Origin of the sequence: Anabaena subtropica FACHB-260 (genome assembly GCF_014697105.1) — a bacterium.
Classification (GTDB): Bacteria; Cyanobacteriota; Cyanobacteriia; order Cyanobacteriales; family Nostocaceae; genus Trichormus; species Trichormus subtropicus.
On record NZ_JACJRF010000022.1, the window covers coordinates 1 to 15,023 of the forward strand.

Genomic DNA, 15,023 nt, shown 5'->3' on the forward strand with positions numbered 1-15,023 from the left:
ATAGCGTTCCAAAGTTTATGCTAGTCATGGGGGAAGTTTGATTTGAGAAGCTGGTAACTTTCATCTTCTTACTTCTCCCGCCTTTTTTCTTAATTCACATTAGGCGTAATTTTGAATTTTGAATTGGTATAATCTCTCTCCTCCCTCTAAATAAAAAAAGGGCAGGCATCATGCCCACCCTAAAAGTAATGTAAGAGAATATTCTGTTGCTATTAACCCAACAATTGTTTAGCTTTAGCTAATACATTATCAACGCTAAAACCAAATTTCTCCAAACAAATACCACCAGGAGCCGAAGCACCAAAGCGATCAATCGTTACAGTATCACCTTCACTACCAACGTATTTGTGCCAGCCAAAGCTACTAGCAGCTTCTACCGCCAAACGCTTGGTGACAGCTTTAGGTAGAACAGATTCTTTGTAAGCTGCATCTTGTGCATCAAAAAGATCCCAAGCAGCTAAGGAGACAACACGGACTTTCTTACCTTCAGCTTTGAGTTTCTCGGCTGCGGTGACGCAGAGGTTCAATTCTGAACCAGTACCAATCAGAATTAAATCTGGAGTGCCATCAGAATCTACAACGATGTATCCACCCTTCGCTACATTCTCAATCGATGTACCCGCCAAGTTGGGAACATTTTGACGAGTGAAAGCCAACAAGGTGGGAGCGTTATTTTTGGCTCTTTCAATTGCCACTTTGTAAGCACCGGAGGTTTCGTTACCGTCGGCGGGGCGAATTACTGTCAGGTTAGGGATAGCGCGGAGGGAAGCCAGGGTTTCGATTGGTTGGTGAGTGGGACCGTCTTCACCTTGACCAATGGAGTCGTGGGTCATTACCCAAATCGCGCCAGCTTGAGACAGGGCAGATAAGCGGATGGGAGCGCGCATATAATCGGTAAAGATTAAGAAGGTAGCGCCGTAGGGAATTAATCCCGAACCATGCAAGGCAATACCATTACAGATTGCGCCCATACCGTGTTCCCGAACACCAAAGTGAATGTTAGGGTTTTGGTATTGTCCTTTTTGGAAGTCGCCCTTGCCCTTGATTTCGGTGAGGTTGGAGTGGGTTAGGTCAGCTGAACCACCGATGAGTTCAGGTATAACCGCCGCCAACTTATTGAGGCAGGTTTCTGAGTGCTTCCGGGTGGGCAATCCTTTATCTTCAGGAGTGTAGGATGGTAGTACTTTATCCCAACCGTCAGCCAGTTTACCGCTCAGATAACGCTCAAATTCAGCCGCTTCTTGGGGATACTTAGCTTTGTAGTCGCTAAAGGTTTTGTTCCAGTCAGATTCGTAGCCTGCACCGCGCTCTACAGCTTTGCGGGTGTAGTCGAGGACATCTTGAGGAACCACAAAAGGCTCATGTTCCCAACCGAGTGTTTCACGAGTCAGTTTTACCTCGTCTGCACCCAAAGCTGCACCGTGAACACCAGCAGTATTAGATTTATTGGGAGAACCGTAACCGATAGTGGTTGTCACCTTAATCATGGTTGGTTTATCGGTGACAGCTTTTGCTTCTTCAATAGCTTTGTGGATGGCTTCTAAATCGGTGTTACCATCTTTGACGTGGAGGACGTGCCAGCCATAAGCTTCAAACCGCTTAGAAACATCTTCGGTAAATGCTACATCTGTAGAACCATCAATGGAGATGTGGTTGTCGTCGTACAGAGCGATTAGTTTACCTAATCCCAGGTGTCCAGCGAAGGAAGCGGCTTCACCGGAAACGCCTTCCATGTTGCAACCATCACCTAGAATTACATAGGTGTAATGATCAACAATCTTGGCATCGGGTTTGTTGTATTTTGCTGCTAAATGAGCTTCGGCGATCGCTAAACCAACACCATTGGCAATACCTTGCCCTAATGGCCCGGTGGTAACTTCTACACCTGCGGTCATGAAGTTTTCTGGGTGTCCAGGGGTTTGGGATTCCCACTGCCGAAATTGCTTGATATCCTCAATGCTGACGCTGTCGTAGCCTGTCAGGTAGAGCAGGGCATACTGCAACATCGAACCATGACCGGCTGATAAGACAAAGCGATCGCGGTTAAACCACTTGGGATTTTTCGGGTTATACCGCATAAAGCGATTCCATAGCACAAAAGCCATTGGAGCCGCGCCCATCGGTAGTCCTGGGTGTCCTGATTTTGCCTTTTCTATAGCATCAACAGCCAAGAAACGGATCGCATTAATAGAAAGTTCTTCGAGGGATTGGGTTGCAACAGCCATAATCTCTTGTTCTTAACGACGGGTTAGCACTCTTCGAGCTACTCTTATCGGGGTTATTTAATTCCCCTACGTTATCCTCATCATCCCATTCCCGATTGTCGATGGACAAGCGGGATCTCCTGAGTTTGTGGTAATTTATCCAGCCAAGAATTAGGTCACGCCGAACCCTTGGCTGAGTCGGGAATGATGTCTATGATACTTTTAGCTGGTTGATTTCAGGAGAGCCGAGAAGCGGCATAATTAAGGATTTTAGACGTACTTTTTGAAGGCTAGCGTGACATTATGACCACCAAATCCAAAAGAATTGGATAGGGCTACCTGGACTTTGTGAGCGCGGCTAGAGTCAGGCACGTAATCTAGGTCACACTCTGGGTCAAGGTTTTCAATATTAATTGTAGGTGGAATTTGGTCATTAGCAGTTGCTAATACTGTGGCTACAGCTTCAATGCCTCCAGAACCGCCTAAAAGATGACCTGTCATCGATTTGGTGGAGCTGACTGCTATTTTATAAGCATGGTCTCCCAGCGCTCGTTTAATCGCTGCGGTTTCAGTGGTATCGTTAGCTGACGTGCTGGTACCGTGAGCATTAATGTAGCTGACTTGTTCCGGAGTGATGTTTGCGTCTTTGAGTGCCAGTTGGATGGCTCTGGAGGCTCCTTCACCACCGGGAACTGGCGAGGTCATGTGGTAGGCATCACAGGTCATACCATAACCAACAATTTCGGCATAAATGCGAGCGCCGCGACTTATGGCGTGTTGCAGCTCTTCCAGAATTAGGACTCCCGCACCTTCACCCATGACAAATCCATCGCGATCGCGGTCAAAGGGACGACAAGCATGAGCCGGGTCATCATTACGAGTTGACAATGCCCTTGCAGCTGCAAATCCTGCCACACCCAAAGGTGTAATTGCTGCTTCAGCCCCACCGCAAATCATCGCTTGGGCATAACCTCCTTGAATCAGGCGGAAAGCATCTCCGATCGCATTAGAGCCTGCGGCGCAAGCAGTGACTGTACAGTTATTTGGCCCTTTAGCACCAGTGTGAATTGCCGTTAGTCCAGCCGCCATGTTGGCGATCATCATGGGAATCATGAAGGGACTACAGCGATCGGGGCCACGATTGAGGTAAATGGTTTGCTGATCTTCCATGACCTTGAGTCCGCCTACCCCAGAACCAATAATAACCCCTACCTGTTCGGCGTTCAGTTCATTAATGACTAACTGGGAATCCGCAAGTGCTTGTTTGGCTGCTGCGACTGCAAATTGGGAAAATCGATCCATGCGCTTGGCTTCTTTGCGCTCCAAGTACTCATGGGGGTCGAAGTTTTTCACTTCTCCTGCAATACGACAATCATGGCTAGACGCATCAAAATGAGTGATGTAGTCAATGCCATTGCGTCCGCTTAACAATCCTTCCCAATATTCAGTTGCCGTGTTACCAATAGGTGTAATCGCGCCAACACCCGTGACAACAACGCGTTTACGATTATGATCTGTCATGACTCAGTTAAAGGTGGCGAGAAAGCTGCAAATTAAAGTACCGAGTACTGAATACTGAGTAGTGAGTTAAGGAAGAGAGAGGGATCAGGAGATAGAGAGAAGAACTCTAGACTCTAGACTCTTGTCTTTTAACTCTTGTCTCTCAGCACTCATAACTCAACACTCAGCATTTTCTTAAGCTGATGCGGCAACTTGGTTATTGATGTAATCCACCGCATCTTGAACGGTTGTGATTTTTTCTGCGGCTTCATCGGGAATTTCGATATCAAATTCTTCTTCCAAAGCCATTACTAGTTCTACTGTATCGAGGGAATCAGCCTGTAAATCGTTGGCAAAACTAGCTTGTGGTACTACTTTTTCAGGGTCATCCACACTCAGTTGTTCGACAACAATTTTCTTGACTTTTTCAAAAGTTTCTGATTGGCTCATAGATAAACGTCCTTAACCAGTTGCTATTGTCCGCGCTTTATGGGCGACATGGTTTTGAGCATATACATCTTATCGGAAAGCGCGATCGTCCGTATAGCTTCCCAGTTCCAAATATAGAACAGGGTGGGATCATTGCGGAGTAGTAAGTACTGAGTTTTGAGTAAATGTTTTAACTCAGCACTTATTTTTGCTACTTGGCATTCTTCATACACCCTCTGGGAGCAAATTTTCTTGCTAGTCCAGACAATGCTTTGTGCAGTGGACTTTGCTACGTCGTAGTCGATTGCGCTTACGTTCTGTAAATGCTGTTGTTGATCAATTTTTACTAAATTTTTGGCGAATGTCCAAAAAAAATACAATCCTTTTTCCGTATTACCTGTGAGGGGTAACTAGAAAAGTTATCATCGGGGCAGTTGCCCTAAAATAAACCTACTTTTATGCTACATCAGACATTAAAATACGCTTACTTTCCTGGTTGTGTTGCCCAAGGTGCTTGTCGAGAATTGTATCAGTCTACTCAAGCCCTGACTCAAGCTTTGGGCATTCAACTAATTGAATTGAAAAAAGCTGCCTGCTGTGGTTCCGGTACGTTTAAAGAAGATTCCCAATTGCTAGAAGATACAGTCAATGCTCGAAATATTGCTCTAGCAGAAGAATTAAATTTACCGCTACTGACTCATTGTAGTACTTGTCAAGGTGTGATTGGTCACGTTAATGAGCGTTTGCAAGCATCTCAGACAAGTAATCCTGCTTATCTGGAACAAGTAAATAGTCTGTTACACAAAGAAGGTTGTTCACCCTATCAGGGTAGTACAGAAGTTAAACATCTGCTTTACGCTTTAGTGACAGATTACGGCTTAGAGGAAATTACCAAACGTGTCACCCGTAAGCTATCTGGCTTGAAATGTGCCGCTTTTTATGGCTGTTATCTACTCCGCGCCCAAAAGTTAATGCCTTATGACGATCCTTTCAACCCACAAGCGATGGAAAATGTTTTTCAGGCAGTGGGTGCAACACCAATTTATTATCGTGGACGGACACAATGTTGTGGCTGGCCTCTTGCTAGTTATGCCACTACCCAATCTTTTAAGATGGCAGGGATGCACATTCAAGATGCTTTAGCAGCAGGGGCGGATTGTTTAGTTACGCCTTGTCCTTTATGCCATCTCAATTTAGATTCTCGCCAACCGGAGGTGGAAAAAGTTATAGGTCATAAACTGGGTTTGCCAGTGTTGCACCTACCACAGTTAATTGCTTTGGCTTTAGGCGTTAGTCCTGAAGAATTAGGATTAGAACGCCACATTGTTTCTACAACATCAGTGCTAGAAAAATTAGGTTTTTAACTGTCATACCATTTTGGATTGACAACCGTTTGTTGTATCTGGTTTTTGTCTGCCCATTTGTCGCGATCATTTTTCAAATTGGTGTCAGTTTGTTAAATCATTAACTAGGCTCTTGCAGCTTAAATTATCATCTCATCTGTAAGAGCTTTGCTCATTTTGAAGTTGTATGCTTAGTGCGTGTGTTGAAATGTTTTTTCTGATAATGAATTAACTACTTGAATCAGTTCTTGCAATTTGATAGCTATTACTCCACTAGTTAATAATTCTTCCGCCTGGGCAATACCCGATCGCATATCCGCACAAATCCCACTCCGCCAGAGGTAAAATCCCCCATTCCACAAGGCTGTTTGCTGTAATTCACTTGATTTGCCAACAAGTACATCCTTGATCTGGGTGAGCAATTCTTCAGTGCTACCCAAGGGTACATTCTTCGTAGTAAAACCATAGTCATGGGGTGAAAGTAATACTCTTTCTAGGTCTGGAGATGCGTGGGATAGACTAATGATAGCTGTGCGATCGCGTGGTAAATCACAACTCCCTTCTAATCCCTTCACCAAGGTAAATTTAGTTACTCCCCGCATTTGCAATGCAATCTGGAACATTGCTTCTGTTGGTGGATGAACGTACCCAGCAATTACATGAGCATCTCCAGCATAAGGACACCAAATTAATTCCATTGTGGCAAAGGGTGGGCGCTTGCCAAGTTGATCCCGGTATTCCCAAATACTATTAGTTAAGGGAAAGTGCTGTGGTGTATAAACAAAGCCAATTCCTGTTTGCTTAAATACTTCTTGAGTCTTTTCTAGTGGTAAGGTAGCCCAATTAACCCCTAATCCTTGCCAAATCTCTATCAAGGGTAATCCATATTTTGTAGGCAAGCGATCGCTTCCGTGCATTACCACTGGTTGTCCCACTGCTGACAGGATTAAGGCTGTGACGGGGCTGATTGGTGCAGTGCGTGTTCTGCCATCATAAGGTAGACCAAAAACTATGACTGGACTTGCAGACGAGACTGGTTGCAGTTTTGGCCCCAGTTCATCGAAAGCGTCCAACATACCCGCTAACTCTTCTCCCGTAGGACGCTTAATCCGGTGGGCAATCAAAAATGCTCCAATCTGGGCTGGGGTGGCTTCACCCAATAACATCATCTTAGTAGCGGTGGCAGCTTCAGCACGAGTTAAATTCTCTCCCGTGTGGTTCCCACTCCCTACTTTTTTTAGCAGTTCCCTGAATAAAATGCTCATAGAAGTCAATGTTCAATGGTCATTAGTCATTAGTCTTTAGTCAACACAACTTTAGTTTCTGGACTTTGGACTCTGGACTTTGAACTCTAATCCTAACTCTATGATGCCGATCGCTGCTGCTCCATTAGTGGCGGGATATTTTCTCTGACTAGTTGCCAAAAATGCTTGATGGGAGGAATTTGTAGACGGTCTTGGGTTGTTACCATGACTACCCGACGAGTTAAGCCAGCATTTTCTGGTAATGCGCTGTTAGCTAAGGGTCGCACTGCTAAGGTAGGGTCGAGGCGTGCTTCTACTAATGCGGAAGTAGGGAGGAGAGCGATTAATTCTCCTTGGCGTACCACTCCCCGGAAGGCATCTAAAGTATTAACTTCTAAAGCTGCTTGCAGTGTGGCTTCCAGTCGCTCAAATTTTTCTTGGACTAGGCGTTGCATTCCATACCCATCTTTAAAAACCACTTGGGGATAACGTACCAACTCCGACCAAGGGACACGTTCATATTCAGCTAAGGGATGATTAGCTGCGGTTAAGACTTCTATTGGTTCATCATAAAGGACTTCCACTACCATCTCTCTACCAGTGGTGAGAAAGCGATTATTCATCACAATTGCCAAATCTACCAAGCCATCTTTAAGGACTTTGAGAGCGCGATCGCTACCTAATGATGTGACTCGCAATTGGACTTCAGGATATTCATGACAAAACTTTTGTAACACTGGTGGCAAGTAAGAACCACATAGGGAATGAATGGCGGCAATGCACAATTCTGGCTGCTTACCGGCGATTAAATCTGCTAACTCTTGTGTAGCAGTGTGCCACTCTTGACAAATTTTCCGGGCGCGAGGCAGCAAGCGTTCACCCCCCAGGGTCAGCTTGGCATGATTTGTTCTATGAAATAGTTCTACCCCCAAATCAGCCTCTAATGACTGAATTTGCCGACTGATTGTTGATTGGGTGACACCACATTTGCCGGCGGCTTTTTGAAAGCTGCCGGTTTCCGCGATCGCCAAAAAAGCTTGCAACTGCTCTAGCCGCATTTGTATGTAGCCTGAATTACATTTATGGCATTCAATTAAGTTAGCTGATTTTGTTACACAATTTCGTAGATTTTGTTACAGGTTTAGCTATTTGATCAAATTTCATGAAAATTTTTCAGTAGTGCGTTGCTTCTTAGCGGGTGACAAGGCAACTCTAAGCTAAAGAATATTACTGAAAATACTAGCTTTTCGATCTGTATGGACAACAAATGTAGTTACACCCATTTATCGTTTAGTGCAGATAGTGCAATGCCATAGATCAGGTCAAAACGTCCCACTCGTCAGCTATGCAGGTACGACAAATTTTTCGGTACCGGCTAACTCAAAAGCAGAGTGAATAACTTGTAAAGCTTGTACACCTTGCTCTTGTGTAACAACACAGCTAATTTTAATTTCGGAAGTAGCAATCATTTGAATGTTGATTTGGTGTTTAGCTAATGCTTCAAACATTTTTGCAGCTACACCTGGTTGTCCTACCATACCTGCACCGACAATACTAACTTTAGCGATCGCACTATCCAAGACAACATCGCCCCAACCTAAATCTACAGCTACTTGGCAAAGTAATTGTTGGGCAGTTTCCCCATCCATGCGGGGGACTGTAAAGGCAATATCCCGCCGAGGAACGCCATCAATGATGCGACAACGTTGAGACTGAATAATCATATCCACGCTGATATTGTGTTTTGCGAGGATACCGAACAATCGCGCCGCCATCCCCGGACGATCTGGTACTTGACGAATAGCCAAACGGGCTTGGTTTAAGTCCAAGGCGACACCACGCACGGGGGGGGTGGGGAGATATGGGGGAGATAAATAAACTACTCTATCTTCCCCCACTTCCCCTGCTCCCCCTGCTTCCCCTGCTCCCCCTGCTTTCCCCACTTCCCCTGCTTCTACTTCAAAGGCTTTTCGGAGTGCGGTAATGGCGCGATCGCCATCTAGAGCATCAATGACGCAACTGACTTTAACTTCGCTGGTGGAAATCATTTGGATGTTTACCCCGGCTTCAGCTAGGGTGGCGAACATTTTGGCGGCTACCCCAGGGCGGCCAATCATCCCTGCACCAGCAATACTTACCTTGGCAATATTTTGTTCTACCATCACCTCGGCTTCGTCTGAGTTGGGGTGAGATGGACTACGTAGGGATGGGGCGATGGCGGCGGCTACGGCTTCTGCTCGTTTTAATATGGGTGTGGTGACAGTAAAGGCAATGTCATTACTGTTACCTTCATGGATTGATTGAATAATTAAATCTACGTCTACTTTTTGCCTGGCAATTTCCCCAAATAATCTAGCTGCCACGCCTGGTTTATCGGGTACACGTAACAGAGCTACTTTGGCTTGGTCTGTATCCAGTTCTACCTCATCCACAGGACGGGCTAGTTCTAAATTAATGAGCGATCGCCCTTGGGGTTTGGGTGTTGTTACCCAAGTACCAGGGTCATCTGTCCAGCTAGACTTGACGACTAAAGGCATACCATAGTTACGGGCAATTTCCACAGCACGGGGATGTAACACTTTTGCCCCTAAACTTGCCAATTCCAGCATTTCATTACAGGTGATTTCACCCATTAATTGGGCTTCGGGAACTAGGCGGGGGTCTGTAGTTAAAATTCCTGGTACGTCTGTATAAATTTCACAAAAATTTGCTTTTAATGCTGCCGCCAAAGCTACGGCTGATGTATCGGAACCACCACGTCCCAGAGTAGTAATTTCCAGTTTTCCATTGCTGGATATACCTTGAAACCCAGCTACAACAACTACTTTCCCGTCATGAAGATGGTGTTCTACGCGTTCAGTTTCGATGTGTAAAATTCTAGCGCGGGTGTGTTCAGCTTCAGTAACAATCCCTACTTGAGCGCCAGTCATGGAAATCGCTGATTGTCCAAGTTCTTGCAATGCCATACTGAGTAGAGCAATTGTCACTTGTTCGCCTGTGGAAAGTAACATATCCATTTCCCGGCGGTTAGGATTGCGAGAAATTTCATTAGCTAGTTTGACGAGTCCATCGGTAGTTTTGCCCATTGCGGAAACCACTACAACCAGTGAATTTCCGGCTTTTACCGTTTGATTGACACGCTGTGCTACTGCTTGAATACGTTCGACTGAACCGACAGATGAACCACCGAACTTCTGAACTATGAGCGCCATAACTTTTATTTAATCAATTTGCCTGCTTCTTTCAATGCTTCCGCCGCGTTAGGAAGCTTTGAAGGCTTATTAGTTACTTAGTTTACTAAATATTGAGCAGGATGCTTAATCATAAGTAATTCAAATTTTACTGATTATTGGTAGCAAAACCTCCAACAGTACTCCTTTTTTAGGGCAAGACTGTTTCATTTCCGAAAAAAAAGCTGATTTACCAGCGCATTAGCTTTACTTTGTCAGGAGGTGACTTGCCATTTGTAAAAACCAGTGCCAACAATATGGATAAATTCTGCGTATTTAGATACAAATAGGGTAAACAAAATGGCAAATTTTGAAATTATTGAAAGAGAAAGTTTACACTTAGTTAAAGTAACGTTGCAAAACGAAACAATACGTACTGAATCTGGTGCTATGTACTATATGCGTGGCAAGATTACAATGCAATCTCAAGCCCCTTCGGCTGGTGGATTTTTGAAATCTTTAGCCACAGGTGAAAATATTTTTCGCCCCACTTATACAGGCACAGGTGAGTTATATTTAGAGCCTTCCTTGTCAGGATATTACATTCTAGAATTAGATGGGAGTGAATGGATTTTAGATAGTGGCGCTTACTGGGCAAGTGATGGCAGCGTTGAAGTGGGAATTGAGCGTAATAAAATGATATCTGGCTTAATTGGTGGCGAAGGTTTGTTTCAAACCAAAGTCAAAGGCAGAGGTAAAGTAGTTATGGTAACGCAAGGGCCTGTAGAGGTAATAAATTTGCAAAACGACAGATTAGTAGTTGATGGTAATTTTGCGATCGCTCGTACAGGTGCAATCAATTATCGTGTGGAAAAAGCTACTAAATCTCTATTAGGTTCCATGACTTCTGGTGAGTTTTTAGTTAACACTTTTGAAGGAACTGGTACAGTTTTATTAGCTCCTGTTCCTTATTGGCAAGTTATGATGTTACGCCAAATTACAGCATCAATTCCTAAAACTTCTAGATGATCATTATTGCTCAATAGTCAATAATCAACGAGATAAATTTCTTGTGTTCAAGCTCGTAGTAAGGACTTCAGTCCTTCTTTTAGGACTAAAGTCCTTACTACAAACATTGAATTATTTATTTTGAATTTTGAATTGATTTATGCTGTTCCAGAAAAAAATTAAATTTTAAGCAAGCTAATGAAAACAATAATTTCAATTTTTAGCGAAGGACGTAAAGAACTACAAACAGAAATTGATAATTTAACTAATATTGAAGATGTCGTAAAATTATTGCAAAATCACATTGATAATCTCGAAAGAATTTATATTAACGAACTCAACATAACTCAAGTAAGGTTAGCTGCGTTCTTTTTAGATATTCTGCGTCAGTCAGTTGGCAATATTACAGCAATTAAAATTGCTCAGATTGCTTCAAAAGAACACAAAAAAAATATTACTAATCAATATTTTAAATCTTCTCCCAATAGGTTAATTTTAAAACTACTAAAAATACTACTTTATGTAGGTATTTTAGGCTGGTTATTCTATCTAACAGAAGCTACTCCTAGTGCATGGATGGGTGTTTTGCTGGCTTTTGTACTGCTAGGATTAGAAGTTGTGCTGCAACTTGACAAAAATGATTCAACCTCACCAGAGATTATAGAAGTAGCTCAACCTGTCCTGAAAATTGATAGCACAATTCTTTTAGATAACTTGGCTGATGCACTCAACACCATAGATTTAGTAGTTGCTAGATTTGCAGAATCCGACAAATACAAAGATGAGCGCAACATGGAAGAATTGCCAGAACTATTGAATTTTCTGCAAAGGCTCATGGGCGCATCATTTCTGAATAAACCCCAGATGATGATTGAACTAACGAAACTTCTGCCACAAATTTTAATGTCTCAGGGGATTCGCGCTCAAATTTACCAACCACAAGCACCCCATAACGATCGCACTTACTTCGACTTTGAGCCAAGTATCGACCCTGATACTCAAGATTATGTCACGATTGCGCCAGCTTTGTTAAAAGGCGATCGCTTGCTCAGACGCGGTAGGGTAATTGAGCCAGCCTACTCGGAAGTCAGAGAATCATAGATAAATAGTATGGAAATTTTAGAAACAGTCGGTTTTGATTTGGGACATGGTGAAACGGCAGTAGCTAAAGCCATTGTAGAGAGCATCGAACCGCCCCAAATGTTGGAGGTTAATCACAAAAAGAACCAAATCACAGCCCTTGGTTGGCATCCCCAACTAGGCTATTTAGTCGGAGAACAAGCCTTAATTCAAGCTGGCGTTACCCAATTAGCAATTACTTTTAAGCAAAAACCAAATAATGACCCTAAATATCGTAAAACAATTAGTACTTTTATTGCCACTTACTACCACCTATTAAAAGAAAGTAGACAAATTGAAGCTCAGGAAACCACTTACTTTTACGTTGGTTGTCCTTCAGGATGGTCAGTTAAAGAACGTTCCGAATATCAAAGACTGCTACAAGAGGCGGGGATTCCTTTACTCAATGTTGTACCCGAATCACGGGCGGCTTTTATGCAGGCGAAGGAAGCCGGAAAATTGGAATATGACAAACTACTTTCGTCTGTGCTAATTGTCGATATCGGCTCATCGACTACAGATTTTACCTTAGTTAAAAGCTTACAAGAAATTCCGCTAGATTTTGGCAGTAACACCTTAGGCGCATCTTTAATTGATAAGGCTATTTTTGCTCATACTCTCGCCAAGCACGAACAAAAGTCATTACTCGAAAAAGTATTTCAGGAATATCCCCATCATCAAGCACGTTGTGAATTAGCCTGTCGCAAAGCCAAGGAAGATTATTTTTCCAATGAACAGCTTTATAGTGACCCTCAATCCTTTGCTCGTGGTTTTGAATCTATCAACGAACAGATTTATTTTATTCCCCAAGTCAACAAATTGATGATGGAGGAAATATTAAACCAACCTCTACCAGAGCTTGAGCAGAAAAGTTGGATGCAATCATTTCACATAGCTTTAAGCGAAGCTAAACAACAGCTAAACAAGCAAGGTGCTATCCCGAAACTAGTACTAATGACTGGTGGTGCATCCCGGATGAAATTTACCCACCAACTGTGTCAGGAATTATTCCCTGAACCAGAAACTCTACTGCGTCCAGACCCAGAGCCGGAAAGGTGTATTGCACTCGGTTTAGCTCGTGTCGGACGGTGGGATTTACGCGCTAATGCTTTTAAACGAGAAGTAAATAAACTACTGGAATCAAACAAGCTCAAAGAATTGATTGGTAAACATATTCCAGAGTTAATAGAATCATTGACTAAACCATTAGCGGATGGGTTAATTGAAAACGCAGTCAGACCAGGGGTAAAAGACTGGCAAAAAAACCAAATACGGACTTTAGCCGATTTAGAAACATCAATGAAAGCGCGAGCAGAACAATGGCTACAAGGCGATATCGCGCAACAGATAGTTAATAATCAATGTATCAGTTGGTTTAATCATAAAATCCAGCCTGATTTAGCCGCAGAAACAGACCCAATCTGCCGAAAATTCCAGATACCCAGGAGCAGTTTGAGATTTGAAGATAGTATCGAGCCAGCTTTAGTCAACCCAGAATTACGCATTGGTGATGCTATTCTGGGCGAAACGGTAGCATTTATTGTCAATGTATTGATTGGTGGCGGTACTGTCGCCAGTATCATTACTCTCATACTGACTGGACATTTGACATGGCCTATTGCCTTAGTCTATGGGGCATCGGTCATTGCCGCAGGAATGGAGCTAAAACGCGAGAGTGTAAAAGATGTAATTAAAACAAATGTCAATGTCCCTGGTTGGATGCGCTCTAGTTTTTTAAGTGACCAGAAAATTGATGATATATGCAAACAAGTTAAGCCTGAGTTAGACAAAGTGATTCAAGAACAACTAACGGCTAATCAAGAGGCTTTTGACAAACTAATTAATAAAGTCGAGCAAGGGCTGCAAAAAGCTTTATCTACTAAAGTTCAAGAGGCAATAATTTTGATTCAATAATGTATCTAAATTGCCAATTTAATCATGTAACTGTCTCAGGGCTTAATTCGTTATAGAGACTATAATTGTTGCATTAAGAAGTCACAAATCCTTGTCAATTATGGGTTAGGATATCCCACCAATATTTTTACACCTGGGATTTTGCTGTTTATTAACCAATTTCAACTTATCTCTACAGAAAGAGGTTCTAGATTTAATAGTTAGTCACAATTTAGGCTGAAAAGATTACATTGAGTTTGCATTGTTTATTTTCCACAAGGCTAATGAATCTACTTAAATATTTGTTGATGAAGAAAATTATTTATATCTTCTAATTGTTCTGACTTATGTCCTTATAAGAATAAGTCTACTTTAGGAAGAAATCGCATCACAGTGATGAAAAATAATCACTAATAGCTGCTTTTAAAAATCAACAAACCACACAATTTCAAGTATACAAGGAAGTAAAAGCATGAAACCTCTTGATTTTTTATCCAAATCTGTTTTGGCTGGTGTATTCGCTGCAAGTGTTGCGGCTGTACCTTTATCTATGCCTGTTTCTGCTCAAACCGGTACTACAGGTACAGATACTACTGGAACCACAGGCACTGACACTACAGTACCCGGAACCGGAACTGGAACTACAGTACCCGGAACTGGAACTACAGTACCCGGAACTGGAACTACAGTACCCGGAACTGGAACTGGAACCACAGGTACTGACACTACAGTACCCGGAACCGGAACCACAGGCACCACAGTACCTGGAACCGGAACCACAGTACCCGGAACTGGAACCACAAGAACTACAGTACCCGGAACTGGAACCACAAGAACTACAGTACCAGGGACTACAGATACTACAACATACCAAGGAACTGATGACGTGAGGGGACGGGAAGGTTCTAGTTGGGGTTGGCTAGGTTTACTTGGTTTAGCTGGTTTAGCTGGTTTGTTTCGGAATCGCCAAGAACCCAAAGCTTACCGCGACCCTAATCAAGTAGGTTCTGGGACTAGCTCTAGATATTAGAATCATAAGTATTTTGTATCAAAATTTTTGATAGGTTCGTAGTCGGGACTTTAGTCCTGAGAGAATAAGGACTAAAGTCCTGA

Annotated in this window: 12 protein-coding genes; 5 read left to right on the forward strand and 7 right to left on the reverse strand. The window is 43.0% G+C overall.

Features of this window, described 5'->3' with window-relative positions; genetic code table 11:
* Positions 1–212: 212 nt before the first annotated feature.
* The 4 genes from tkt to H6G18_RS13875 form a co-directional block, all read right to left on the reverse strand.
* Positions 213–2,225 carry a transketolase gene (gene tkt / locus H6G18_RS13860; RefSeq protein WP_190407683.1) on the reverse strand — a complete coding sequence of 671 codons (2,013 nt, stop codon included), beginning with the start codon at positions 2,223–2,225 and terminating at the stop codon, positions 213–215.
* A 249-nt stretch (positions 2,226–2,474) separates the two neighbouring features.
* Complete coding sequence (gene fabF / locus H6G18_RS13865; protein ID WP_190407684.1) at positions 2,475–3,725, reverse strand: beta-ketoacyl-ACP synthase II; 1,251 nt, start codon at positions 3,723–3,725, stop codon at positions 2,475–2,477.
* A 174-nt stretch (positions 3,726–3,899) separates the two neighbouring features.
* On the reverse strand, positions 3,900–4,154 hold the full coding sequence (locus tag H6G18_RS13870; RefSeq protein ID WP_190407685.1) for an acyl carrier protein: 255 nt from the start codon (positions 4,152–4,154) through the stop codon (positions 3,900–3,902).
* A gap of 23 nt (positions 4,155–4,177) precedes the next feature.
* Complete coding sequence (locus H6G18_RS13875; protein WP_190407686.1) at positions 4,178–4,513, reverse strand: hypothetical protein; 336 nt, start codon at positions 4,511–4,513, stop codon at positions 4,178–4,180.
* A gap of 78 nt (positions 4,514–4,591) precedes the next feature.
* On the opposite strand from H6G18_RS13875, the gene H6G18_RS13880 reads away from it, so the two are divergent.
* Positions 4,592–5,497, forward strand: a complete 906-nt coding sequence (locus tag H6G18_RS13880) for a CoB--CoM heterodisulfide reductase iron-sulfur subunit B family protein (protein WP_190407687.1) — start codon at positions 4,592–4,594, stop codon at positions 5,495–5,497.
* A 170-nt stretch (positions 5,498–5,667) separates the two neighbouring features.
* Here H6G18_RS13880 and H6G18_RS13885 read toward each other — a convergent pair whose 3' ends face one another.
* The 3 genes from H6G18_RS13885 to H6G18_RS13895 all read right to left on the reverse strand — a co-directional run bounded on the left by H6G18_RS13885 (position 5,668) and on the right by H6G18_RS13895 (position 9,932).
* The gene (locus H6G18_RS13885; protein WP_190407688.1) at positions 5,668–6,741 is read right to left on the reverse strand and encodes an anthranilate phosphoribosyltransferase family protein; all 1,074 of its coding nucleotides are present in this window, start codon (positions 6,739–6,741) and stop codon (positions 5,668–5,670) included.
* Positions 6,742–6,839: 98 nt separating this feature from the next.
* Positions 6,840–7,778, reverse strand: coding sequence for a LysR family transcriptional regulator (locus H6G18_RS13890; RefSeq protein ID WP_190407689.1), 939 nt, complete (start codon positions 7,776–7,778; stop codon positions 6,840–6,842).
* Between the two features lie 285 nt (positions 7,779–8,063).
* A complete protein-coding gene (locus H6G18_RS13895) occupies positions 8,064–9,932 on the reverse strand; it encodes an aspartate kinase (protein ID WP_190407690.1) in 1,869 nt (622 codons plus the stop codon).
* Between the two features lie 318 nt (positions 9,933–10,250).
* Between H6G18_RS13895 and H6G18_RS13900 the strand changes: the two genes are divergently transcribed.
* From H6G18_RS13900 to H6G18_RS25260, 4 genes are all read left to right on the forward strand, one after another.
* The gene (locus H6G18_RS13900; RefSeq protein WP_190407691.1) at positions 10,251–10,919 is read left to right on the forward strand and encodes an AIM24 family protein; all 669 of its coding nucleotides are present in this window, start codon (positions 10,251–10,253) and stop codon (positions 10,917–10,919) included.
* Positions 10,920–11,096: 177 nt separating this feature from the next.
* Entirely contained in the window at positions 11,097–11,999 is a 903-nt protein-coding gene (locus H6G18_RS13905) for a hypothetical protein (protein WP_190407692.1), read from the forward strand.
* Positions 12,000–12,008: 9 nt separating this feature from the next.
* Positions 12,009–13,931, forward strand: coding sequence for an Hsp70 family protein (locus H6G18_RS13910; RefSeq protein ID WP_190407693.1), 1,923 nt, complete (start codon positions 12,009–12,011; stop codon positions 13,929–13,931).
* A 451-nt stretch (positions 13,932–14,382) separates the two neighbouring features.
* Complete coding sequence (locus H6G18_RS25260) at positions 14,383–14,940, forward strand: WGxxGxxG-CTERM domain-containing protein (RefSeq protein ID WP_190407694.1); 558 nt, start codon at positions 14,383–14,385, stop codon at positions 14,938–14,940.
* Positions 14,941–15,023: the final 83 nt, after the last annotated feature.